The sequence below is a fragment of the Nonlabens sp. genome (assembly GCF_039941875.1).
Taxonomy (GTDB): Bacteria; Bacteroidota; Bacteroidia; order Flavobacteriales; family Flavobacteriaceae; genus Nonlabens.
The window spans coordinates 21370-45453 of record NZ_JBDVDQ010000023.1 but is presented as its reverse complement, the minus strand read 5'-3'; the positions used below and the strand labels follow the sequence as shown (position 1 = coordinate 45453).

Annotated in this window: 26 protein-coding genes and 1 other RNA gene; 16 read left to right on the top strand and 11 right to left on the bottom strand. The window is 33.4% G+C overall.

Features of this window, described 5'->3' with window-relative positions; translation table 11 throughout:
- Positions 1-2: 2 nt before the first annotated feature.
- Both ABJF08_RS13615 and ABJF08_RS13610 read right to left on the bottom strand, forming a co-directional pair.
- On the bottom strand, positions 3-758 hold the full coding sequence (locus tag ABJF08_RS13615) for a GH25 family lysozyme (RefSeq protein WP_348116806.1): 756 nt from the start codon (positions 756-758) through the stop codon (positions 3-5).
- Positions 755-1120, bottom strand: coding sequence for a DUF1801 domain-containing protein (locus tag ABJF08_RS13610; RefSeq protein ID WP_348116805.1), 366 nt, complete (start codon positions 1118-1120; stop codon positions 755-757). The genes ABJF08_RS13615 and ABJF08_RS13610 overlap by 4 nt, the downstream gene beginning before the upstream one ends.
- A gap of 134 nt (positions 1121-1254) precedes the next feature.
- Between ABJF08_RS13610 and ABJF08_RS13605 the strand changes: the two genes are divergently transcribed.
- From ABJF08_RS13605 to ABJF08_RS13570, 8 genes are all read left to right on the top strand, one after another.
- Positions 1255-1890, top strand: coding sequence for a hypothetical protein (locus tag ABJF08_RS13605; protein WP_348116803.1), 636 nt, complete (start codon positions 1255-1257; stop codon positions 1888-1890).
- A 45-nt stretch (positions 1891-1935) separates the two neighbouring features.
- A complete protein-coding gene (locus ABJF08_RS13600; protein ID WP_348116802.1) occupies positions 1936-2685 on the top strand; it encodes a hypothetical protein in 750 nt (249 codons plus the stop codon).
- Positions 2686-2693: 8 nt separating this feature from the next.
- Entirely contained in the window at positions 2694-2984 is a 291-nt protein-coding gene (locus ABJF08_RS13595) for a transcriptional regulator (RefSeq protein ID WP_104516442.1), read from the top strand.
- A gap of 145 nt (positions 2985-3129) precedes the next feature.
- Positions 3130-3669, top strand: a complete 540-nt coding sequence (locus tag ABJF08_RS13590) for a hypothetical protein (RefSeq protein WP_348116801.1) — start codon at positions 3130-3132, stop codon at positions 3667-3669.
- A 4-nt stretch (positions 3670-3673) separates the two neighbouring features.
- Positions 3674-5086, top strand: coding sequence for a DUF4173 domain-containing protein (locus ABJF08_RS13585; protein WP_348116800.1), 1413 nt, complete (start codon positions 3674-3676; stop codon positions 5084-5086).
- Entirely contained in the window at positions 5070-5381 is a 312-nt protein-coding gene (locus ABJF08_RS13580; RefSeq protein WP_348116799.1) for a hypothetical protein, read from the top strand. The genes ABJF08_RS13585 and ABJF08_RS13580 overlap by 17 nt, the downstream gene beginning before the upstream one ends.
- Before the next feature lies 1 nt (position 5382).
- Positions 5383-6054, top strand: a complete 672-nt coding sequence (locus tag ABJF08_RS13575; protein ID WP_348116798.1) for a DUF1361 domain-containing protein — start codon at positions 5383-5385, stop codon at positions 6052-6054.
- Positions 6032-6424, top strand: coding sequence for a DUF2809 domain-containing protein (locus ABJF08_RS13570; RefSeq protein WP_348116797.1), 393 nt, complete (start codon positions 6032-6034; stop codon positions 6422-6424). Before ABJF08_RS13575 ends, ABJF08_RS13570 begins: the two co-directional genes overlap by 23 nt.
- A gap of 80 nt (positions 6425-6504) precedes the next feature.
- On the opposite strand, the gene ABJF08_RS13565 is transcribed toward ABJF08_RS13570, so the two are convergent.
- Positions 6505-7737, bottom strand: coding sequence for an NAD(P)-dependent oxidoreductase (locus ABJF08_RS13565; RefSeq protein ID WP_348116796.1), 1233 nt, complete (start codon positions 7735-7737; stop codon positions 6505-6507).
- 155 nt (positions 7738-7892) lie between these two features.
- Here ABJF08_RS13565 and ABJF08_RS13560 point away from each other — a divergent pair, with 155 nt between their 5' ends.
- From ABJF08_RS13560 to ABJF08_RS13540, 5 genes are all read left to right on the top strand, one after another.
- A complete protein-coding gene (locus ABJF08_RS13560) occupies positions 7893-8297 on the top strand; it encodes a plastocyanin/azurin family copper-binding protein (RefSeq protein WP_348116794.1) in 405 nt (134 codons plus the stop codon).
- Between the two features lie 244 nt (positions 8298-8541).
- Positions 8542-8940, top strand: a transfer-messenger RNA (tmRNA) gene (ssrA, locus tag ABJF08_RS13555).
- A 507-nt stretch (positions 8941-9447) separates the two neighbouring features.
- Positions 9448-11358 (top strand): hypothetical protein, encoded by a 1911-nt coding sequence (locus tag ABJF08_RS13550; RefSeq protein ID WP_348116793.1) that lies wholly within the window; start codon positions 9448-9450, stop codon positions 11356-11358.
- A 17-nt stretch (positions 11359-11375) separates the two neighbouring features.
- Positions 11376-12188, top strand: a complete 813-nt coding sequence (locus tag ABJF08_RS13545; RefSeq protein ID WP_348116792.1) for a DUF2490 domain-containing protein — start codon at positions 11376-11378, stop codon at positions 12186-12188.
- A 12-nt stretch (positions 12189-12200) separates the two neighbouring features.
- A complete protein-coding gene (locus tag ABJF08_RS13540) occupies positions 12201-13025 on the top strand; it encodes a hypothetical protein (protein WP_348116791.1) in 825 nt (274 codons plus the stop codon).
- A 296-nt stretch (positions 13026-13321) separates the two neighbouring features.
- Here ABJF08_RS13540 and ABJF08_RS13535 read toward each other — a convergent pair whose 3' ends face one another.
- The 8 genes from ABJF08_RS13535 to ABJF08_RS13500 form a co-directional block, all read right to left on the bottom strand.
- Positions 13322-13564, bottom strand: coding sequence for a hypothetical protein (locus ABJF08_RS13535; RefSeq protein ID WP_348116790.1), 243 nt, complete (start codon positions 13562-13564; stop codon positions 13322-13324).
- A gap of 74 nt (positions 13565-13638) precedes the next feature.
- On the bottom strand, positions 13639-14778 hold the full coding sequence (locus ABJF08_RS13530) for a reverse transcriptase family protein (protein ID WP_348116789.1): 1140 nt from the start codon (positions 14776-14778) through the stop codon (positions 13639-13641).
- Between the two features lie 219 nt (positions 14779-14997).
- Positions 14998-16269 carry a hypothetical protein gene (locus ABJF08_RS13525; RefSeq protein ID WP_348116788.1) on the bottom strand — a complete coding sequence of 424 codons (1272 nt, stop codon included), beginning with the start codon at positions 16267-16269 and terminating at the stop codon, positions 14998-15000.
- Positions 16270-16394: 125 nt separating this feature from the next.
- On the bottom strand, positions 16395-17723 hold the full coding sequence (locus tag ABJF08_RS13520) for a RelA/SpoT domain-containing protein (RefSeq protein ID WP_348116787.1): 1329 nt from the start codon (positions 17721-17723) through the stop codon (positions 16395-16397).
- A 2-nt stretch (positions 17724-17725) separates the two neighbouring features.
- Positions 17726-18958: a hypothetical protein gene (locus tag ABJF08_RS13515; protein ID WP_348116786.1), complete on the bottom strand. Its 1233-nt coding sequence runs from the start codon at positions 18956-18958 to the stop codon at positions 17726-17728.
- On the bottom strand, positions 18958-19113 hold the full coding sequence (locus ABJF08_RS13510) for a hypothetical protein (protein ID WP_348116785.1): 156 nt from the start codon (positions 19111-19113) through the stop codon (positions 18958-18960). The genes ABJF08_RS13515 and ABJF08_RS13510 overlap by 1 nt, the downstream gene beginning before the upstream one ends.
- 39 nt (positions 19114-19152) lie before the next feature.
- Positions 19153-19419, bottom strand: coding sequence for a type I restriction endonuclease (locus ABJF08_RS13505; protein WP_348116784.1), 267 nt, complete (start codon positions 19417-19419; stop codon positions 19153-19155).
- Between the two features lie 428 nt (positions 19420-19847).
- On the bottom strand, positions 19848-20708 hold the full coding sequence (locus ABJF08_RS13500; protein WP_348116783.1) for an SdiA-regulated domain-containing protein: 861 nt from the start codon (positions 20706-20708) through the stop codon (positions 19848-19850).
- A 291-nt stretch (positions 20709-20999) separates the two neighbouring features.
- Here ABJF08_RS13500 and ABJF08_RS13495 point away from each other — a divergent pair, with 291 nt between their 5' ends.
- From ABJF08_RS13495 to ABJF08_RS13485, 3 genes are all read left to right on the top strand, one after another.
- Positions 21000-22163 (top strand): MFS transporter, encoded by a 1164-nt coding sequence (locus tag ABJF08_RS13495; RefSeq protein ID WP_348116782.1) that lies wholly within the window; start codon positions 21000-21002, stop codon positions 22161-22163.
- A 183-nt stretch (positions 22164-22346) separates the two neighbouring features.
- Complete coding sequence (locus ABJF08_RS13490; protein WP_348116781.1) at positions 22347-22832, top strand: transcriptional regulator; 486 nt, start codon at positions 22347-22349, stop codon at positions 22830-22832.
- A 41-nt stretch (positions 22833-22873) separates the two neighbouring features.
- Complete coding sequence (locus ABJF08_RS13485; RefSeq protein ID WP_348116780.1) at positions 22874-24001, top strand: mechanosensitive ion channel family protein; 1128 nt, start codon at positions 22874-22876, stop codon at positions 23999-24001.
- Positions 24002-24084 lie beyond the last annotated feature (83 nt).

Genomic DNA, 24084 nt, shown 5'->3' with positions numbered 1-24084 from the left:
ATTTAAGGAACTAATAAACGGTTAAATCTATTTAAAGACCCTTTAAAAACGTTGGCATCTACTAGCGTTTCTACCCCATTTATAGGCATTCGATCTGTATACTGCCAGAAATCCCAGTCTGCGTCAGGTAGATCAATGCGGTTATAATTTGCAATCCACAAATTAGGATACGATTTAAAATAACTATCTGGTTCTAAAAACGAATGGTAGAAACTATCGCCCGTGTAAATAATGGGTTTTACTCCATAATGATCTTCTACCAGCTGTATCCAGTTTTTCAATCCTTTTCTTAACGAGGTCACATTTTGAATAGAACTTATATCTTCTATATCTAATACTGGTGGTAAATCTCCCTTTACTAGTTTTACCGTTTCAATAAAATGTTTTGCTTGCTTGGTACTATTTACATCGCTCCAGTAATAGTGATAGGCACCACGAGATAATAGCGCATCACCTGCTCCACTCCAGTTTTCTTCAAAGCGTTTATCTTTATCTATCCCTACAGTGGCTCTTATAAATACAAATTTTAATTCTTGTGTAGTATCAGGATGTTTTACTTCTTCCCAGTCTATATCACCCTGGTGATGAGAGATATCTATTCCTTGTATTTTATATTTTTTAATACGGCTGTGTAAATAAGCATTAGTTGGTTTTCTAGAAGAATTGTGGTATAAGTAACGCTCCATAACTACTATCGCTGTAATAGTCGTAAAGATTAAAAACACAACTACCAGCAAGATCCATTTACTTCTACTCATTTCTTTTTCATGGATTTGCGTATTACAATTAACTCTTGTAATGTCTCAATAATAATTGAGTCATTTATATCTTCTAGATTTTTAAATCTTAGAGATCTCAACATTTTTCTTCCTTCTCCAGCTATTAAAACACCGTGCTGATTACTCAACCTATCTCCATAACTTAGCCCTAAATCGACAAAAGTCTTTCTGAAATTAAAAAAACAGAACATCATTTTATCCTCTAGATAATAAAAAGGCATGTGCCATTTATACTTCAGTTGCATCTCAGGAAAATTTGATTCTATTAAAAACTGCAAGTGTAGCATTACCGCACGATATGGCTCTGGTTTATTATTGATATACTCTTCGGCTGGATTCATGGTTTAAAGTTAGAAGTTATTCCGCTTTCGCGAAAGCGAGATCTCAACAAACTTTACTCCACTTAAAATAAATAAAAAAAAGCTTTCATACTATCCTGAAATACATTTACTTTGTATTTCAAAGTACTTTAATTATGAAAACAGATAAATATCTAGACGACATTAAAGAGATTAAATCACTCATGAATAAATCTACTAGATTTATATCCTTATCAGGAATGAGCGGTGTAATGGCGGGAATATATGCATTGATAGGTGGTGTATTTGGGTATTTCATAATTGAAAAAGCAAGAGAAAATGGTACTAGAGATACTCTGGATAGACTCACTACTACTCCATGGGATCAAAATCCATCACTACAAATACTAGTCGTTGCGGCTATCGTTTTATTTATGGCTGTACTAACTGCATTTTTTCTTACTAAGGCAAAAGCCTCAAAACATAAACAAAAAATATGGACCAAACAGTCTATAAGACTGGTGGTTAATTTTATGGTACCTCTTAATATAGGTGCGTTATTTACACTGGCTTTATTACAATATCATTTAATAGGTCTAGTAGCTCCAGCCATGCTGGTTTTTTATGGACTAGCCTGTATGAATGCTGCACAATTCACTTTGGGTACGGTTAAATATTTAGGTTTAAGCTGTGCAATTCTAGGATTAATCAATACTCAATTTATAGGTTACGGACTGTATTTCTGGACAGCTGGTTTTGGGTTATGTCACATCATTTATGGTGCAGTGATGTATTATAAGTATGATAAATAGTGGTGAGTGGTTCGTCTTTAAGTTTTTAGAATTAAAAATTACAAAATGAAAAAACATCTTAATAATATAGTATTGATTCTTTGTACCGCACTGTTACTGATGTCTTGTGATTCAGAGCAAAAAACTACTGTTGTCATAGACGATACTGTAGAAAATGCAGAAGATTTTACAATAAAAAAGGACTCTACAGCTATAAAGGTTTTAAAACTACCTGTACATATAGATAGCACTCAGTATTTATATCATGCTATCGCGATAGAACGCGTAGCTATTGATGACGATTTTTCTATTAGTAAAAGTAGGTATGGATCCTATGGAGCGGCATCCACTTCTTATAACAATTATACTTTTTCTGGTGAATATGCAGGGTTTATAGTAGAAGATATACAAACCGGTAATAAAATTAATGTGATCAATGAAGAGATTACTATTACTAGCGCTACTATTTATAATAAGTTAGAGAACAATCCTCGTGTAGAATTTGTTTTGTACAATGGTCATAATCTAGATACTAATAAAGATCAACAACTCGATTACAATGATTTATCAGCTTTATTTATAAGCGATCTAGATGGCACAAATTTCACAAAATTAACGGAAGATTTTGAGGAGTTTAATGGTCAGCGATTTATAATAGAAAATGATAAATTATATTTTCAAACTCAAAAAGACGTGAATGGTAATGGTATTTTTGACAGCAGTGATAACTACCGCAATTATGTAGTAGATCTAACCGCGTCTGTAAAAAAAGCCGTACGTTATGATGAGCAGTTAATGAATATTACAAAGCAGTAAATCGACTCATGAGTCTTATAAACAAACTAAATAAAGCATTTGATCACCGTATACGACTGGGCATTATGTCCGTGCTCGTAGTAAACGATCATGCCGATTTTAAAGAACTCAAGGAGTTGCTCGATGTGACCGATGGAAACCTAGCGAGTCACACTAAAGCTCTTGAAAAGGAAGCCTATATAAGAGTAGAAAAGAGTTTTATAGGTCGCAAACCGAACACTAAATATATCGCTACAGATGTAGGTAAACTAGAGTTTAAAAAACACATCGAGGCGCTAGAAAAATTAATAAGTGGCTAGAATCATATGAGTATTAAAAGCAGGTACCTAACCCATAACATTGATCAAGGATATACCTTAAAAACTAAAAATTAGAAATAAATCTTATTAAATTTTACCGCTCGTAAGACTCGGATTAAAAAACGATAACTCCAACTAAAACAGCATGAAGAACCCATCACACATACCCAAAATAAAGAAAACCTTTTTTTTACACCTTTACTTTGAAATTCAAAGTACTTTAATAACTTTAAGAGAAGTGTTCGTTAATTTTTCCTTTGAGCTAGCCAGTTCGGTTTATATAAAATTTAAAACAGGTGCGTCATGGAATGTGCATACTAAGCAACTACTCTCCTATCCACCAGATAGTTTAGGATATCATTTAGGCTGCTTTTTAATTCAACATAAATTAGAACCTCAACCTAGATGTGAAGATCACGATGTTTTTCATGTTCTTACCGATTATAAAATAGATACCGCTCAAGAAATAGCCATGCAATACTGGTTATGGGGCAATGGAAAACGCAGTCCCTTTGTACTCCTAGCCATGCTAGTAGGTGTAATTCTTTATGTAGATCAATACAGCTTATTCCTTCATGCCATCGAGGCAGGACACAAAGCATCTCCTGTTCATGATATAGATTTTAAACAACATTTATATTCTCCTATAGCACTTATCAAACCAATTACTATCACTTCAAACTAAAACCATGAAAAAAACAATTATCATCATTCTAGGTGGGATCGTATTCTCAACCTTATTCTACACACAAGATTTAGGAATTAACGCCTTCATTTATTCCCTATTCCTCATTATTGCATTGGCTATTTCTAGGCATCAAATAATATTAAAAAGCACCATTATATTAAGTGCATTAGGAATGCTTGCCAGTGCATGTGCAATAGCTGTTCATGGCTCTGCATGGAGTATAGTCGGTTATTTTTTAAGTACCTTGTTATTTATAGGTTACGTTGCCAGTCATCAAACGAGTATATATTTGAGTTGGCTCAATGGACTTTACAATACCGTTCTAGGTGTCTTTCATTCATTTTTTTATCAAATAGAAACACCTGAAACAACTACACCTAAAAAAGCTGTAGATGTAGGACAAATAGTTAAAGTGATTGTTATTCCCTTAATTCTAGTCGTAATCTTCACTCTTTTGTACAGTACAGCAAATCCTGTTTTCAGTGAATTCCTTACAGCAATAGACCTATCGTTTATTGATATATTCTGGATCTTTACAGCAGCTGTAGGTGCTTTAATAATGGCCAATATTCAATCGCCGCAACCTATCATCGAGATTACAGATCAGGATATTAATTACCCAAATGAACTGGCTCCTAAAAAATTAAACGACCTACAACTGCTCACCGTAAAAAACGAAAAGCAAATAGGTTTTATCTCTATCATCTGTCTTAATGTCCTACTGGTAGTCGTTTTAATAACTGAGGTTTTATTTATAACCAATATGTCTGGTTCTAGCAAAGCGAGTGTACTATCCGACGCAGTACATCAAGGTGTTTATGCTTCTATAGTCAGTATTATACTCGCTATAGGTGTAATAGCATTTATATATCGCGGTGACTTAAATTTCATCAAGAACAATGAAAAACTAAGAATACTTACCTACAGCTGGATCGTTCTTAACGCCTTGCTAGTAATTAGTATTTTTATTAAAAACTATGCCTATATCACAGACCATGGGTTAACCCATAAACGTATAGGTGTACTAGTGTATTTACTACTTACTATTATAGGATTAGCAACTACTTATTTAAAAGTTAGCTATCGTTTAAACTTTGTTTATTTAATAAGACGCAACATGGCCATAGGATATACAGTCATTGCGATCTACGGACTCATCAACTGGTCTGCTATCATTACCGACCACAATATTAACGTACAACAGGTAGACCGTCCTTATCTAGAGAGTCTATTGCCTCAAAATGCACTAGTCCTTAAAGATCATGGTCTTTATGAAGAGTACACAAAACAAGTATACCGCAGTGGTAGCAGCCGCGATAGATATTATGAATCAGGGTTCATAAATCGCAACTGGCAAGAGTTTAATTATATCGCTTATAAAATCAAACAAGACCAGCATGAGGTTGCCCAGTAAACTGCACACCACCTGTCGGTTATCGATACAGTTTGCTCTGGCTTCATTTACCTTAGGCACCTTAATCCTAGGATTGTATTTAATCACGGCAAATAGTGTATTTGCCGTGATAGGATTTGGTTTTCTAGTAATAGCAGTTCCATTTAATTCATTAATACTATTAAGCGTTTTTATACAATTATTGACAGGTAAGTTAAGTATCAAAGAATTCTTTTTCAGTAGTTATGTATTATTACTTAACGTACCTATCGCCCTGTTTTATTTTCACATAGTCACCACATACACACGTTTATAAAATGAAAGAATTTATTTCACATCGGTTTACAGAGTTTAAACAAGTTAGTTTACTCACCTTATTAAGTGTTTTTCTACTCGCATTGCGCATGAAAATTACACACGACTTCTTTTTGCTTTTCTTAATCTGGAATTTGTTTCTTGCTTTTATTCCTTATTTGATGGTCATTAGGTTACGCTTTCGCGAAAGCGTATCTACAACAAACATCATTCTAACAGCCATCGTGTGGATTGCTTTTTTACCTAACGCGCCTTATATCGTGACCGATTTAATTCATGTGCGACATGCGAGTAGTGAGTGGATGGTTTATGAGGTATTGATGTTAGCTAGTTTTGCCATTACAGGTTTATACCTAGGACTTTTGAGCCTGAGAGATATGAGCACAATTCTCCAGCAAAAAGGCTGGATAACCTCTTCAAAATACCGCACCCTTTTTGAATATACCGTTCTCGCACTTTGCGGTTACGGCATTTATTTAGGTCGCGTGTTGCGATGGAATAGTTGGGATATTATACAGCAACCAAAAAAACTATTTTATGATATGGGAAACCTTTTCATACATCCTTTTTCTAATCAAAAAGCATGGTTACTTATTATAAGTATGAGCTTATTTTTAATCGTTATATTTTCACTTTTTAAAAACAACACCATTGTTACTAAAACTACACCGTAAACAAAAAGCGCTATACATAGCTGCTGCCGTATTATTATTAATCATAGAAATACTTATAGAACGCTATGCGCACGATAATTTTGTAAGACCCTATTTAGGCGATTTACTTGTGGTGATATTAATCTATGCTATAGTCATGGCGTGTAGTAAAATTAAAGTATGGACAGGTGCGGTAGCCACCTTACTATTTAGCTATGCCATAGAAACAGCACAGTATTTACAAATAGTAAGTTTATTAGGTCTAGAAGGAAACAAATTTGCCCGTATAGTGATAGGTACTAGTTTTTCCTGGTGGGATATGTTAATGTACACTTTAGGTTTTATAACGGTTATTATACTGGAGAAAATTATAACTGTTAAGAACAACTAGAACGACACCATTCAAATGGAATCAAAAAAAGCGAGTTACCTAACAGTAACTCGCTTTTCAAATATCTTAAAATTATAGCTTTAAAACTTAGTTTGCTCTCCGTACACATAATCGTGTAAGTAAGAGAAACGCTCTGTTAGTTTACCATCGCTAGTAGTCATTTGTGCTCTCTCTAAAATACCATCTTTGTCACCATTAAAAAACGACGGAATTACATGCTTTTCAAACATCTCGCCAAAACCTTCGCTCGCATCCTTAGGTAATTCACATGGTAAATTATCTACCGCCATGACCGTAATAGATCCTGGAGTTTTAAATGCGACCTCATTTTCGCCTTGAGCGTCATAACCATAAATTGGGTCGGCTATGGTGCTAGGTCTCAAAGTAGATGCTATAGGACCATCTATATCACAACTCACGTCTGCCACAAGGCTTATTTTAAAATCAGGTGATTTTGCATCCTCTCTAGTAAAGAAATATGGTGCGTTATTGCCATAGAAATGCCCAGTGATTAACATATCAGTCACTTTGGCAAATTTCATAAAATCACTTGCCAGTAACTCAGGATTATTATAACACTCTGTTTTAGTAGGCTGTAAACCGTCTTTACGAGTGTAATAATCTTCTACGTCTAGTATAGTAAAAGTGGTTTGATCATTTTTAAACTGACCGAGCTGCAAATATTCTTTAGGTTTTAATTCTTTAATTTCTAGCTCTTTTAAAATCTCTAGAATACCACCAGCGACCTTTCCATTACCTGTCATTGCTATATTAATAGCTGGCAATAGATTCTTAATATTTTTCAATTGTGCTTTAAGAGCTGCATAATCTGGCAAAGATTCTACCTTAGGTAAGTTATATAAACCGTCTCGCAAACCTAGAGCTCTAAAACCGTTGTACGCTCCTACTATACCAGCATACCTACCAAAACCGATTAATCGCGCACCATTTTCTCTAGTAATGGTTTCATGATCGTACAGTTCTATTTTTTTATCCAGTATGGTTTTAAGCAACTCTCTATTATAAGGTTGCTTTTTAATAGTATGGGAAAAGAAAAAATACTTTTTATTGGGTATCAACGCCTCTTTAGGCACTTCTTTTACACCTATCATAACGTCCGCTACCGTTACATCTTCTTGCACAGCGATACCATGAGATGCATACTGACTATCTGGAAAGATTCTTATCGGTGAGGATTCTACTATAAATTCCGCTTTCGCGAAAGCGAGATCTAAACGACTCAATTGCTCTGGAGTAAAGACTACTCTTCTATCCGGCGGACTCTTTCTTTCTCTTATAATCGCAAATTTCATGGGCTTGGTTTTATTGCAGCAAGATAAGGAAATAGCTCAAAAATTGCGAGTAGGGAAAAAATGAATAGTAGTAGGGAAAAAAGACCCAATATCCAACTGGTAAAGCATCGCATCTTTGCCATGTAAATAAAAACAAAAATTAAAATAAATAAATCATGAAAAAATTAATCGCACTGGTAGTAATCGCTTTAGGAATGGGTATGACATCACAAGCTCAAGATAAAATGATGAAAGACAAAATGATGGACCAAACGGTTAAGACCATCGCTCTAGAACAAGTAACTGGAGAATTTGTGCAAAAACAAATTACAGTAGATGCTGGTACTTATGTTTTTGACATTAAGAACAACAATGTAGGTCACAATGTAGGTTTTGTACTTGTAAAAAAAGGTCAGGATATTTCTAACCCAAAGAACCACATTAAAACTGCTTATGTAACAGAGCAAGTTGCAAATAATGGAACGCAACATTCTAATGCTACAAAATTAGAAAAAGGTGAATACGTATATTTTTGCCCATTAAACCCTACTTCTACAGATAACTTACTTATTGTAAAGTAAGTAAGAGTAAAGTAATAGCTTTCCCCTCGATTGAAACTATTAGTCTGTTTAACTAGTTTCAATTGTAAATCCCAGTTTTAATTAACTGGGATTTTTTTTTATGTTCGTATTTGGCATAGTTTTTACAATAGTATGTGTGGTAGATTCTTATATTTGCCATCCGTGTTTTGAGATATTAGTTTTATGCAAATGTTTTAAATAGCGGCAATTCATTTTCTTTACATTTTATGGAAAGAAATTTAATGGGGTCGACTGGTTTTGACAGCGAGACCGACTTGATTGTAAGCATGTAGAGCGCTGGGAAACAGCTCTTAAATCTCATTTTTCAACTTTTTTAAACGGCGAGAATAACTACGCCCTAGCTGCATAATCTGAATTATAGTAAGATAGTGCCTCGGTCTACTAGGTAGACAAGCAGGAAATCTCTCGGGAGCCTTGATTTACGGCGACTGATTTTGAGATTTCGTAAAAGTAAATCTATTCTCATCAGGGCTTTGATGGTGAGAAGAAACTCAATTGAAGACAAGCGTAAAATTGGTAGTTCTTGACCGGCTTTACGACTGAAATTAATTAAGAACTAAACATGTAGAAAGCGATGAATTCGCTCGTTTGGACGAGAGTTCGATTCTCTCCGACTCCACGATAAACCTCCTAATTATTTAATTAGGAGGTTTTTTTAATTACCACAACTGCACGATGTATAAGCGGCAACATGTTTTCAAAGTATCGTTGTAACACCTAACATATTTTATATAATTATTAAACTTATATCTTATTTAATAATAATATTTAGGACACAACAGTAAGGTTACGGTAAGGATCAAGTAAATTATTCTTCTTAAAAAGTCTCTACACTACTGTTTTATTTTCAACACATTACACTCTGTTTCTATAAACACTAATCGATTGTTTTTAAGTTAAAAACGTACATTCATATCGATATATTTAGATAAATACGCAACTTATTTATTTAAAACCCCATTTTATGATAACTTTTGTAACAGTTGTTAAAGATTCACTAAATGTGGTCGTTAAGCTAGTTTTGAACACACACCGTGCTGTATGAATATATATATTTGCTTTTCTCAAAAAACAACCAAGTAATTTATTATCAAAGTTTTACGCTTTAATATAAATTAAAACAGCCGATATGAAAGCCCAATTCCTAAACTTTACCCTGTCATTTTTACTGTTATCCTTAATAGGTGCTTCTACTTGTTTTGGCCAGGAAGTAAAAAGGTATGACGGTACTTTACAAATCGTATCTTATGAAGGAAATGCCTATTACAATTACATTCTAAAAAATGGTGATTCTATTAAAACAGGTCCTTTTTTATTCAACAATAAACTGGGAAAAGAATTAGACACTAAGCCATTTATGATAAGCGGCTCTTTTAAAGAAGGTGTGCCAGATGGAAAGTGGGAATTTAAGTTTGGTAATTATTCGCTTCAAGAAGAAAAAAAATTCGTCGATTATCAATATGTGGTTCAGGTAAATGGAGTACAACGACATATAACAGGTTCTTTTAAAAACGGAAAACCTACGGGAGATTGGTTTATAGAAATAGACAGTCTCAAAAACTCTGCAAAAACCGCTTCTCTTTTTAAAAGTAAAGTTTCTTTTAAGGACGGTATCCCACAACAATCTTTCCGTATAGAGAATACAGATAGTTATATGATCGGTAGATTGTTAAGAAATGGTGATGCCCATGACTCGTGGTCTTTATTTACCAAAGATGGTATAGACGAATTAGAAAATTGGAAATTTGATGAAGGCACACTGCAAGAAATGACACAGTATCGTGATAGTGTAGAAAATAAACTATCCATCCCAGTAAATATAAAAGTTGCCGAAAAAAGCATTAATCTAGACCAACATTATATAGAAGTATTAAAGTTGAGCTTACTGGATAAAAACAGTGGACTTAAACTAGACGCTGGTCTTAGTGAGCTATTAAAAACTAATGCACTACACTACCACCATGTAGAAGATATATTTAAAAATCTAGATCTTAATGTCTTGTTGACTAACATCGCTGTAAATGTCCCAGAATATCCTATCGCTGAGCAGGAAGAACAACAGCTTTCAAAAATCAACACTAACTATAAACAGACTAAAGAAATAATAGATCTCCTATTATCAGACACTCAAGTAAACTTGCTAAAATTGAGGGATTCTGTCATTAAAAACGAATATGGATACATAGGTCATTTACAAGAACACTATGTAAATCCTATGGAAAAACTAATGGTTTACCATAATGAAAGCATCACTAAACACATTAAAAGACCTGTTTTAATAAAAGGACTATTTAAGGATCAGGAATCTCTAGCTTCTGCCATGATTATGGAAGATATTGAGCTGCCTAATCTTAAATTAGAAAAATATGACCTTACCGAAGTCAATGATTTGAGTGATCGATTACTAGAAACATTACGCATACTTCAGCAAAAAATGGACGGTCAGGTTTTAAAAACCAAAAAAGAAGACAAATACATCCACCAGGAAAAAGGACTTATTGAACAAGCAAATTTGGTTAAAAATGCAGTCGATTCTGTGCAAAACAAGGACCATTCTAAGGACGTCAGAAAAGCACTGAAATCAGTAAATGAATTTATAGATCAGACCCTAACCGATTACTCTGTAATGTCAGAAGGTGACGATAAAATAAGAAGATCTGAAGAATTGATCTCCTGCTATAAAAATACTATAGAGCTTACTCATACCTTATCACAGTTAGATCAAGAGCACAAAAAGATAAAAAAACTCTATCAAGATCAAGTATGGAATCCATTTACCGCTACCATAATGGATGAGGACGTAAAGAAAAAAATTACCAAAGCTTATTTTAAAGAAATATCTCCCTATTTAATTTCTATAGTAAAGAAAGACATGTCCTGCGAGGACATCATTATGGTAGATAATACCTTTAAAGAACTCGACGCTCGTTTGACTATTTTGAGAGAAGAAGATACCCAGCGACTAGAGAGAAAAATAAAAAGAACTAAAGACCCTACTAGCCTACTACAGCTTTTTGGACTTTCACAGCAACAACCTTAATGAAAAGTATCTTTTATATGCACACAAAAAACATAATGGTCGTGATCTTGTTGCTATGTTTTGCTTTCGCGAAAGCGCAAGAAGAACAAATTTCACCGACAGAATCTAAGTTTAAAGAGCCTAAAACTAAATACTGGGTAAACACCTATGGGAACATGAGAATATCCAAAAGACTTTTTTGGGTTGCTCAAACGCACTTTAGGTTTGAAGAAACTAAGGACACTCCATTTGTAGGACAACTTGGACAAATTTATAATCGACATGCCATAGGTTACATCTATAATAAGAAAGCAAACTTTGCACTCGGTGGTGTATTAAGGCTTAATTTTAATACCAGTGAAGATGGCAGCGGACCTAATATGATACCAGAATACCGTATCTGGCATCAATACCAGTTTGCCGTTCCATTATGGACTTCTATGGCTTATCACAGACTGCGTGTAGAACACAGATGGACGAAGGGATTTGATGAAGGTGATGAATTTATCTTTAGAAATAGATGGCGTTACATGTTCCGACTTAAAATACCACTCAATTCACCTAAGTTACAATCAAAAACATTGTACATAGCTCCAGAGTCAGAATTGATCTTACAGAGTGGTAAATCTGTCGTAGGTAGCCCGCTAGAAGACCTACGTCTCAATGCGACAATAGGTTACATTATAAACCCTAGACTTACGGTTGCTGCTGGATTTATGTATTCCTTTGGACAAACTCTAGAAGATGGAGGTTTATATAATCAAAATTATACCGCACGTATGCACATTTACTTTTCTCCAGATTTACGTAAAAGAAAAAATAAACTGCCTGAAATCCATTTCAGAGACTAAGAAACTATGAAGATGAAGAGATTATTGCCTTACCTATTAGTACTCGTATCCATTTCTATTGCCATTTATTACATGATGCGATCCAGTGATTTGCAGAGTGCGCTGGATGAAAAAGAAACTACAACTAACATTCAACCGGTAACTGACCAACAGCCAGAACTAGAAATAGCAGATTCCCTTCTAGCGGTAGGTAATTATCGAGAAGCTCTAGACATGTATAGCAGCATGGATAACACCACTGGTACAGATATAGAACTGAGAAGAACTGCCTCTACAGCATTATTACAACTACAGGAAGATAAAAATAAGAATCAGGCGGTAAACACACAAAGTACAAGATCTTCAAATGATGAAAAAAACAGGGTTTCCACACCAGAAATCATGCAGTACGACTCACTATCTTATGCCTTAGAAAAAACACAATTACAGCTTAAAAGTATAAAAAACCAGTTGCGTCAGAAAGCCTTTGGTGAATACCTAACCTTTAAAAGCAAAAAAGGCAACCGACTCCATTATGTAGGTCAGGTAAAAAACAAAAAAGCAAACGGACAGGGAATTGCTATACTAGATTCTGGTAGCCGTTATGAAGGCGACTGGATGGATAATATGCGTCACGGACAAGGAATCTTTTACTGGATCGATGGAGAACATTATGAAGGTAGTTATGTTAACGATCAACGCAGCGGTCTAGGAACCTATTACTGGACTAATGGAGAAAAATATGAAGGCAACTGGAAAGACGACCAGCGCAATGGTCGCGGTACCTTTTATGATGTAAATGAAAAAGTAGTCACCAGCGGCATCTGGAAAGATGATAAACTTGTTGAAGAAGATTGATACTTTAATACTTCTCTAGTCTGTAAATAATTGTTTAAAAGTTTTGCTTTCGCGAAAGCAAAATAAACACCTGCATTCCTGATATTTTACAGTCAGTCAAAAGCTAGAAAATCATCACAAAAAAGTTCAGGTTTAAAAATATGCAGATGTTGAGTCGATCTGATTTATAATTTATGCACTCCAGATTTTCATTAAAATAATTTGAAATCTAAGACTTAAAACCAAAATTAACGCCGCTATCTAGATGATAGCGGCGTTTTTATTATTTAGCAGTTAAAACGTGAACTTTAATTATTTTACAAAAACCTGGAATCACGACGGAAGTTATCTTTATTCTCATAATCTGAATGGAGTATAGGATATCTCATCGACGTTTTACCAAAGCTATTCTCTCCTGTTTTATGGCAGTAGTTTTCAGAATAATACATGTTCTCCCATTTGTTCCATTCATAGTAAGCATCTTTAGACAGTGGTTGCGCAGGATTAAAAGGTATTTGCTTTCCCGTTCTAATACAGTAACCTATTCGCCATACTCTCATAATATCATATTTGCACATCTATTTGGGTTAATTGTTTTCACTATACAATACTCAACAAACAGTCAATAAATTATTTATACAAACCAATTTATTTTATTAAAATCTTGTATCAATTTTTTATTAGCTTCCTGGTTAACTGAGTTAATAAAACATAAATGACCGTAAAGCCAATTATGAAATTGAATGTTGTTAAAATCAGGAAACTCTTTTTTACGTCTTTCTAGATGCTTATTCACTCCGTGTTTTCTACAGTAATATATATGCTCTGATATACTCTTACGATATTTTTTAGAAACATTGACTCCATTTGTAGTTGTTAAACCTGTAACATACTGTTTACAACCCTTTTTCATGTATCGAGTTTTCTTAGAATTAATAAAAAAGCCCTCATCAGAAATGATTTCGGTAATTAACTTCAGAGATGGTAGTTTACCTTCTTCTTTAATTGAAAAGGTTAAATCATCTGCATACCTCGAATACCTACAACCTATTTTTTTAGCTAGTGCTTCAAATCGATAATCCATTTTAGTTGCAAGAATATTTGATATCATAGGACTTGTCGGCGAACCTTGAGGTAATATTGCAGGTTTTTGGACTGTAAGTTCTTTTAAAACCTTCTTAGAATTAGCATCAAAATTTCTCCAATAGTGATCCCGATGTTTTGCTGTTGTTATTTTTGCAAATGAATAAGCAAGATTAGACACATAACCTAAAGATTTAAATAAACCATAGACTCTCTTTTCAGTAATCGTGTCGTAGAATTTAAGTAGATCTACTTTTAAAATCATCTCCGAATTTTCATGAACCTTGGCGTTATCATAAATTGATGTTTTAGCCCTAAAACCTTTACAACTATCTGCCAACTGGTATTTATTAAGAATATTTACCAGTATCCATTTTTGTATAAACTTTAAATCTTTTGCAGGTGACATTATTTCTCTAAAACCACCAATTCTTTTCTTTAATTTAAAATAATTGTACCTCAAGTATTTACGCTCAAAATCATAAGTAATTCCTTCTTTAGAATCACCTATTAGACTTCTTAAATAATCTGATTGAACACCTATTTGAATAGCTAGATGCTCTAATGAAAAAGTTACTGGAAGATCTTTCTCCGATAATTTAGTGGCATAAATAACACAATTTTTAATAAATTTTTGTGACTTATTTTGCTCTTTAGCTTCTTTAATGAATTCTTCAAATGGAAATGACATAGTTATTGTTACTCTTTCTTGAATGCTAAATTGATTTTCTTGAAAATATGAAGAAGAAAATAAAGAAATTATCACACAAAAGTAATTACCTCTTATTTGTTTATTTTGTTTTTCATATTATTAATAACATAAAGATTATATTATCAAGTAGCTTTAATAATTCTCAATGAATTACACTGAGAAAACCGTATTATGGTTATCTGCTAACAATAAACTATGTCACCCATTAAACTGACTTGGAATATATAAACTTTCTTTCACTCTTAAACTATATTTTGTTTCTTTTCTAAAATTCTCTTGTCTTGTTTTTTTCTTTAACTCTGTAAGAAAATTAATTCCTTCAATAGTCAAATCAAATCTGGTATTAAGAAACTTTAAATTTCTAGCCTCATTACAAATAACTCGTAATTCTTTTCTTGTTATACCTAAAAGATGACAGATGATTATGTTGTCATAGTTATTCTTCTTTAAAAATAAAATCGCAACTACTGAATGATCAAGTTTACTATTATGTTTTCTTTCTCTCACATATTTATCTTGTTTTTTAATAATTATAGATTTACCAGTATATAAATCAATACCTAATTTATTGCATATACCGATGTAGAAAGCGATTTCGCTTTTAAATTGACGCGCTTCATCCATTCTTAATCGCGCTTCTCTAGGAAAAAGAGGTTGCCATTCTTTTGATTTCCCCCAAATAATTGGTAAAGTATTATTTGGAGTGCAATGAAAATAAGAAACTAAAGACTCACTTAAACCAAAGCCAAAAGGTGCTACAAATGGTGGGAAATTAAAAACAGGAATCCTATCACCGTGCTTTTTCGTGATTTTTTTAATTTTATCTGTATCAGAAATTACGCTTAATGGAGAAAATTTTTTATCAAAAATCTTGTTCCTTTCTTCAGAATATATTTTTATGCTAGGGAATTTAGACAGGATGAAGTCTCTTCCTTCAATCATTATAATTGTCGATAAAATATAAACATTTTTAATTTCTTTCTCTTTTAACCAATCTTGAATGTTATCTTCTTTTTTTGAAAATTCTTTGTAAAATGTTTTACCACTGCCTATAAAATCATCAAGAAATATAATATGATTATAGGATTCAGGTTTTTCGATATTTTTATAATCATGAGTTAGTATAATTACTTTTTCTCTCCGTTTAAATGCTGTTGTGTTTTTTAAAGGGTAAGTAACTAATGTTCCACTTTTACCAACTTTTCCATACGGAAATATAATTATCTTATCCTTTATAGGTATACTTCTAAAAAGCTCATTTAGTAAATCATTTAAACGAAACATAAATTCATTGAATGGAATATACTCGTATACACTTAGTAGATCTATAGCTAAATCAACTTCATCTTGATTATCAAAATTTTCAAACCAATTTATTAATTTAATTGGTTCTACGGCATGTTTTAATCGAGGTAATAAGTTACCTATTCTTGTGATCGTATTTTTGTCAAGTTTTAAAGTATGTCCCATTTTAAATTAATCTCTAGCTCTTTCTTTTTTTATATTTAACTTCACTCTATTCACAATTACCTAAACCTTCATCAATAAAGCCAGTATCACCATTTCGTATTTGCATTTTGAAGTATCTCATTCCATTAGTTTTTAAATTCAATCTCAAGTTCTTTCAATCTGTTCTTTATTCTTTTTCCATTTCTCTTTAGGAATGAACGACAAATCCAACTTTTAATACTTTCACCATCAATTAATGGTTTTATATCTGAAATAAATTTATGGTGATTTGCAATTCTCAGTTGCAAATCAGAATGAATTTCCTTTCTGATTAATTTTTGCTTTCTAGAAGAAATTTTATCCGGACTGGATAATAATAATCTGTTTTTCTGTCTTGTAACAAAAATATCAGCTTTACCTGTCCAAATATGCAATATTCCATTTGCTTCTAACTCTTCGTAGGTTTTGAAGATTTTTTTAAATCGATAAATTTTTCCTTGTTCTAAGGCCTCGATTGCAAGAGTTTTAATTATTGGCTCTATATCTTTTATAAAGGTGTGATAGGATAAAATATAATTTGCGTAAGCAACACTTATTTGGTCAAAAGTTGGTTTTTGAATTGCAGTTAAAACAATAAGAGCTTCTGGATCATCTTTATAAGTTTTGAAGTATGCTTCCTCTGCTTTATCATAATCTACAAAACCAGTTAAAGAAGGTATTTCTGAGGTAGAACTCTCAATTAGAAAATACTTACTTCTTGGTAAAACTTCATGCCATTGCTTTTTTACTTTTTCATTATTTCTACGGAAAGTTTGAGATAGTTTAGAAATAAAATTAGTTTCATGTAATAATTCATATACTTGATTTGCCTGAACTTTTGATAATTCCAAATCGCTAGACATTAAGGCATGAAATTCTCCGAACTTCGGATTATTTTCATATCCAAGTTCTTTTAATCTTGTACCGTATAATAAATCTGTAATTTCAACGAGTGTAGACCAATTATGAAAATCTCTAGTTCTTATCTGAATTTCGATACGTTTTCCAAATTGTTTGTCCTTTACATAAACATGAATTCCTTTATAACCTATTCGTTTAGGATCTTTAATATAATCTCGAATTTTCCCACTGATTTCAAATTCAGTTTCTATTAATTTTAAAGCCTTATAAATCTGGTTTTGATTTTCAAGAATCAACCTTATCCCTGCGATATCTCCCATACGGTTCAATTGCATGGAAGGATTGCGTAACACTTTATTAATAATTGTACGTATACGCTTTAATCGAAAGGCTATAATTCCATCTCTTCCTACACTATTTTTAATTTCCACTAATTGATTGAAAGTTGCACTTAGTGGCTCTGTATATGATTTACGATAATCTTGAAGTAAATCAAGTTCATCATCGCTGATAATTCCGTTGTTTTTGACAATGGTTTCGCCTAGCCGTCTTATATCACCATTTGTATACTTCATTTTTATTTAAATTTTCTGAATGCTTGAACAGTTTGATAAATTCCATAACCAACAAAGATTCTTCCTAGAAAATCTAAAACATATGCTATTCCAAGACAAGGATTTAGATCTTTAATATAATCCATTTTATGAACTGGATTAAGGAATGAAACGAAGGTTTCGATAGTCCATAGAAATGTAGTATAGTCGAAATCGCCACCTATATTTGACCAAAAACTACCTGTGCTCATTAGAACAAGTAAAAAAGATGCTATCCCTACTATTAGAGTAAACCAAATTCCATTTCTGAAATCTGAACGGTAATGGTTAGACCATCTATTGAGCCATAATATGAAACGGTCGCCCTTAGTGGTATGTTTAAAATCATCATCGTTTTTACGATTTGATGTTAACTTTTGTAACGCTTTTTTTTCTTCTCGACGCATGTCCGTAGAGTCAGCATAATTACCTGACTTCTCAAATTGATTTTTTAAAATCTGAAAAGTATGCCTCTTATTTGTCAATGGTATTGCTAATTTCTCGACATATCTATCATCTTGCCCCTTGTTTCTGCTTATTTTACCATGATCGATGGCAGCTTGATAATCTTCATTATTATTACCATAATAACGCGTCTCAAAATTATAATTCTCAAACTTTAAATCCATTAATTTTAATTGCCCAGAAATAATGGCTTGCGAGATATCGAGTCCTTGAATAAACGTGGTTCTATTAAAAATTGATTTTCCTGCAAGGAGACTATAAGTAAACAAAACATCTTTATTAAAAGTAGACATACTAAAAACAGCTGTTTCATTAAAATCAGTTTTATAAAAAATGACTTTATTTAAAAAATTAGTTGCCCAAAAGTCTGCTAAGTCTTTAAAAATTGCATTAGATGGAATAAACTCTTCCATTTCACAATCGTGAAATCTTACTTTTTTTTCAAATGTACAGTCAGTAATAATTAATTGCTTTTCGATTTTACAATCGATCATTCTTACACGACAACTGTAAACTTTATTAAAAAAGGCATTTGCAGGTATAGGAGGATTAGAAAAAATCACACCTTGTTTAAAATGACAATTCTCGAATGAACAAGCATTAGCTGTATGTTCTATAAATACTCTCTGTTCAAAAACAGTGTTTTTAAAATGATATTTTCTTTTATTATTTGGTGTTTTTGTCAACCTGTCCCAATCCGTACCATGAGTTAATTGGACATTAGAGTTAGTTAATTCAATTTTAAATCCCATCACTTCCCCTTTTTATACTCCATCCCACTCTCAGCAACCATACCCAAACCACCATTCACATCACCAGCATCACTAGAGTTCACTTGCACCTGCCCATTCATTAACATAGGCAACAACAAATCTTGTAAATATTCTACCTTTTGTTTATCCATCATTTTACACTCTTTAAAAATTCATCAAAATGCGAAATCCCTTTAAACGTTGTCAACTTTTTCTTCAATGGCTTTCTTATTGTCTTTTGCCTCAATAATTGCAATAGGAATGTTTGATTTATAGTAAAGTATATAATCAGCACGTTTGCTTTTACCACGAGTATGGAGATTACCTTGAACTATAATTCGACCATCTGTAAAAGAAACTTCTTCTCTTACTTGCGTGCGCATATTCCATCCTGCATTTTCAAGCGCTGGATTAATGAATTTAGTGCAAATATCTCTTTCTGATAAATTCTTTTTATTCATGGTGGATGGTTGTTTCTCGCTTTCGCGTAAGCGAAACACTTAAAATTAAAAACCCTAAAACACACTTATCCAGCATTATAGGAATAAGTGTGTTTCAGGGGTTTGTGAAGATAAGAATTTATAGTATAAATCCTTTTCCATAGATCTATAAAACCCATGCTTGCAGGTGCGGTTTTAATAGTACAATGTGATAGAAAATATGCCATGGTTTTAAACTCTTGTTCTTAAAAGAGTTTAAAATTAAACCATCTGTTTACCTTTTCATTGAGGGAAACCGTAATGGGAAGGGTTTTTAAAATGTTGTACAGTAGCAAAGACCCTATTTAAAATAGTGAAATTCTTAAAAAACAAGTAGCCAAATTATAATTTTGATTAAAATCTGATTCATATCACAGAATATATGCAAATATCGCAATACATTAACAATTCTATTTATCGAGTGTTACTTCTAGTATTGCGCCGTGTTTTCCCTGACCTTCTGTAGAGATATATAAGGTACCGTCTGGTGCAAATGTGATGCCTTCTGGCTGTGGGAAATTCTTTTTATCTAGCTTATAAAAGTTCTTTATTGCACCTGTTTTATCCATTATAATAAGTCTGGGTGTTTTACCTTCTAGGACATAATAATCTCCGGTAATGGGATGTATCGCCACGTCTGACGGATTAAAACTTTTATAGGCTTTTTTCTTTTGGTATTCCTTTAAGGCGTCGTCCTTCATGCTTATTTTCATGATAGGATTCTCGTCCATTTCTTTAGTGTCCAACGGTATTTGATACAGTCCTTTATAGTCGTCGCTGTATGGATCGCGATCTTTGGTAATAGTGATTAAACGATTGTTTTTACTATCCATAGTAAGGCTTTCCATATTATTCTTAATGCTGAAAAGGGTTTTAAAATGGCTGGTTTCTTTTCCGCTTTCGCGAAAGCGAGCCACCTGAAAAATAACTCCGTCGCTTCTCAAAATATAAGCATCTTCTTTATCTATTGCTATACCTTCATAATCTCCTGCAGTGCCAAATTTGATTTGCTCCACAATCTTCTCAGTCTTAAGGTCATAAATAAAAATGATTCCATCCTCATCTTCTATACATGCCAGCTTATTATTAGGCAACCATGCCATGCCACTTATCTCTTCTAGAGTATGAGGTAACTTCCACTCTCGATTAACGGTATACTTTTTTTTACCTAAATTTTCAGAATCGTCGATAGCTCTTTTACAAGAAATCATAGCAAGCATAATGGTTAACACTGCAAAAAACCCAATGATGTATTTCTTAATATGATTCATGATCGTTGATTTTTAAATAATTTTTTAACTATTTAGTTCGTAAAGTTACGAACTAATGTTATCTTTGTCTCGTAACTTAACAGTACTTTAAATTTGAAATTAGGGGATTTTATATTTATAACCTATAAGTTACTTTTAAAATTAGTGGTTTGAATAAAAGAAAGTTCTTAAGGTCTTCTTTATTCTTACCACTTTTTATTTTTTATAACAGTTATTCTAGCCATTATCTCACCGTCTAGATGGATCTTTGTCATAGTTATAAAAAAAACGCAACACCTTTCTAATTATTTTATGGAAAAGAAATTGAGCAATTCTCTATTGTACTTAATGAGTACATCTGCAGGTCTAGTAGTTGCAAACCTTTATTACAATCAGCCCCTACTACATAAAATGTCTGTAGATTTACAAGTAAGTGAGGCGGCTATTAGTAATGTAGCGCTAGCGACACAATTAGGATATGCAGCTGGTTTATTTTTTATCATACCTCTAGGCGATAAGATCTCTAACAAGAAAATATTAAAATTTGATTTTGCGTTAATGATTCTTTCCTTAATCGCAGCGTCCATTTCTAGCTCACTAATGCTACTAATTATAAGTAGTTTTTTTATAGGTTTTTCTAGTGCGATACCTCAGCTATTTGTCCCCATGGCAGCACAGCTCTCTGATAATGAGAATCGCGGCCGTGCGATAGGTATCGTTATGAGTGGATTACTTATAGGTATTCTAGGTAGCCGCGTTATAAGCGGTCTGGTAGGTGATCAATATGGCTGGAGAGTCATGTACTATGCCGCCACCGTGCTCATGGCATTATTATTTATACTCTTGCATTATAAGTTGCCTAAATTATCACCTACCTATAGTGGCAGTTATGGTAGTTTACTTAAATCCATAGGGTTTTACTTCAGGACAGAGCCTACGGTAAGACTCGCAGCATTGCGTGGTGGTCTGGCCTTTGCCGGCCTCAGTGCTTTCTGGACCACTCTTGTTTTTCTTATGGAGGACAACTTTGGTTATGGTAGTACGGTTACAGGTGCCTTTGGTTTAATAGGTATTCTAGGTGCGCTTACTGCAGCGGTAGTAGGTAAATTAAACGATCGTATGAGTAAGCATAAAATAATAGTATATGCTGCTCTTAGTCTAGTAGTTTCCTGGATTATCTTTTATTTTTCTAGTTATTCTATACCAGGTATTATGATAGGTGTCGTTCTCGTAGATCTAGGTGTGCAAGCTTTACATATTACCAATCAAAATATCATTTTTTCTAAAAATCCTGAAGCTAGAAATAGAGTCAACACTATTTACATGGTAAGCTTTTTTATAGGTGGCGCTATGGGTACGACTCTAGGCGCCTATGCTTGGGAACATTTTCAGTGGACTGGCGTTTCTACTCTGGGTATCACGCTATCCATTGCTATTATCGTGGTGCATTTTATGTTTAGAAAAAAGGTCTTTTAAGAAAATGCTCTATTATTAAGTTATTGGATCGTAAAAGAGATGGATGATGTATTCGCTTTCGCGAAAGCGGAACAACCACCAGCCGTCTACTTTAATAACCTAAATAGTAATAGTTCTTAAGGATTGAGTTCGCTACTTGCCGAACTAGATGTATATTAGCTTTTTTAGAATAAAACGATTTTAATGTCAGAGCAAACTGAACAAGAACTACTCATTGAGGAATTAGGAATAGGGATTCAAGATTTATTGAGTCTATCACCTCTAGCCTCTCGCATTTATGCATTGCTTATACTGTGCTCATATGAAGGTCTCACCTTTGAAGAAATAAGGACCATCATTAAAGCCAGTAAAAGCTCTATATCTGTAAACATCAATGTGTTAACACAGTTAAACTACATCTCTTACCAGACTAAACCTGGTGATAGAAAACGTTACTTTAAACTGGCTCGCTACTCTTCTATCATATCATTAAATGCCTATCACACAGCGATAGAAAAGGAAATAAAAATACTAGGCGAGGTAAACGCGTTCAATAAAAGATACCATCCTGAGAAATTTAATAATGAAGAATCTCTAGGGATTATCTATCAAGACTACCTTAAAGAAAAACTACAATTAGTAAAAAAAACAGCCGATAAGATGACTCGTTTCTTGGAAAATGAAAAATAGAGTCCTGTTTTAAACTGACATCTAGCGATACTACACAAATTATGGAAGAGTTTATAACTACGTATAAATCACAAATAATCTGGATACTTTCTGTAATAGGTATGGTCATTCTATTACATTTCATAACAAAGTTTTTATACCGCTGGTTACTGAAAAAAGAGCGTGAGCGTTTTCCTGGAGAGAAGCCTACTTCTATTAACCTTGTGAGAGTTATACTTAATGCGCTATGGATCGTATTAGGGGCTATTTCCATAGGATTTGTTTTTGTAGATAAAGAGGATAATGACGCCATGGTGGCCAATTTTAAACTAGCTCTATACTTAGGACTCTTATCTGTCATTACTATAGTTATCGCTGCTACTATTAACATGTGGTTTCTAGGTACTATCAGAAAAAAAATAAGACTCCATGAAGACCCTACGAGTTATAAATTCTTCAGGTACCTGGTCGTTATTGTGATTTACTTTACTGGGACTCTTTTTGGTCTGCTCGCTTTTCCTTCTTTAAGAGGTGTAGCACAAACCGCATTAGGCGGTGCTGGCATTCTAGCTCTAGTTGCTGGTATTGCATCTCAAGAAGCACTCTCTAATCTTATAGGTGGAATTTTTATCATCTCCTTTAAACCTTTTAAAATAGGTGACATTATAAAGGTTACCGACACCATGGTAGGTACGGTTACCGACATTACTTTGAGACATACCGTAATACGCAATTTTGAAAACAAGATGATCGTTATTCCTAATGCGATCATCAATAAAGAAAAGCTGATTAATTATGATCTAAGAGAGCATAAATGCTGTGAACATGTAGAGATGGGTATTTCTTACGACAGTGATGTACAAGTTGCCAAAACTATTATGAGCGAGGTGTGTGAAAACCACCGATTGAGCATCGATAACCGCACACAAGCCGAAATTATGGATGGTGTGCCGATGATAAGAACTGCGATGACCAAAATTAACGACTCTACCTTAACTATAAGAGCCTGGACCTGGTGTCGTAATTTTCAAGACTCTTTTGACCTGAGATGTGATGTAAATGAAACGATCAAAGAAAAATTTGACGCAGCTGGTATTGATCTAGCTTACCCTACTCGTACGGTTATATTGAGTGACAGTGAGTTAAAAATTAAAGATAGAAATGTGTCTGTAGCTAAGGATGAAAAATAAATGATTCCTACTTTATAAGCATTTAAGTAAGAAACAGAACCTTGAAAACAACTAATTGTTTATTAGGCCAAAGCAATGTAGCA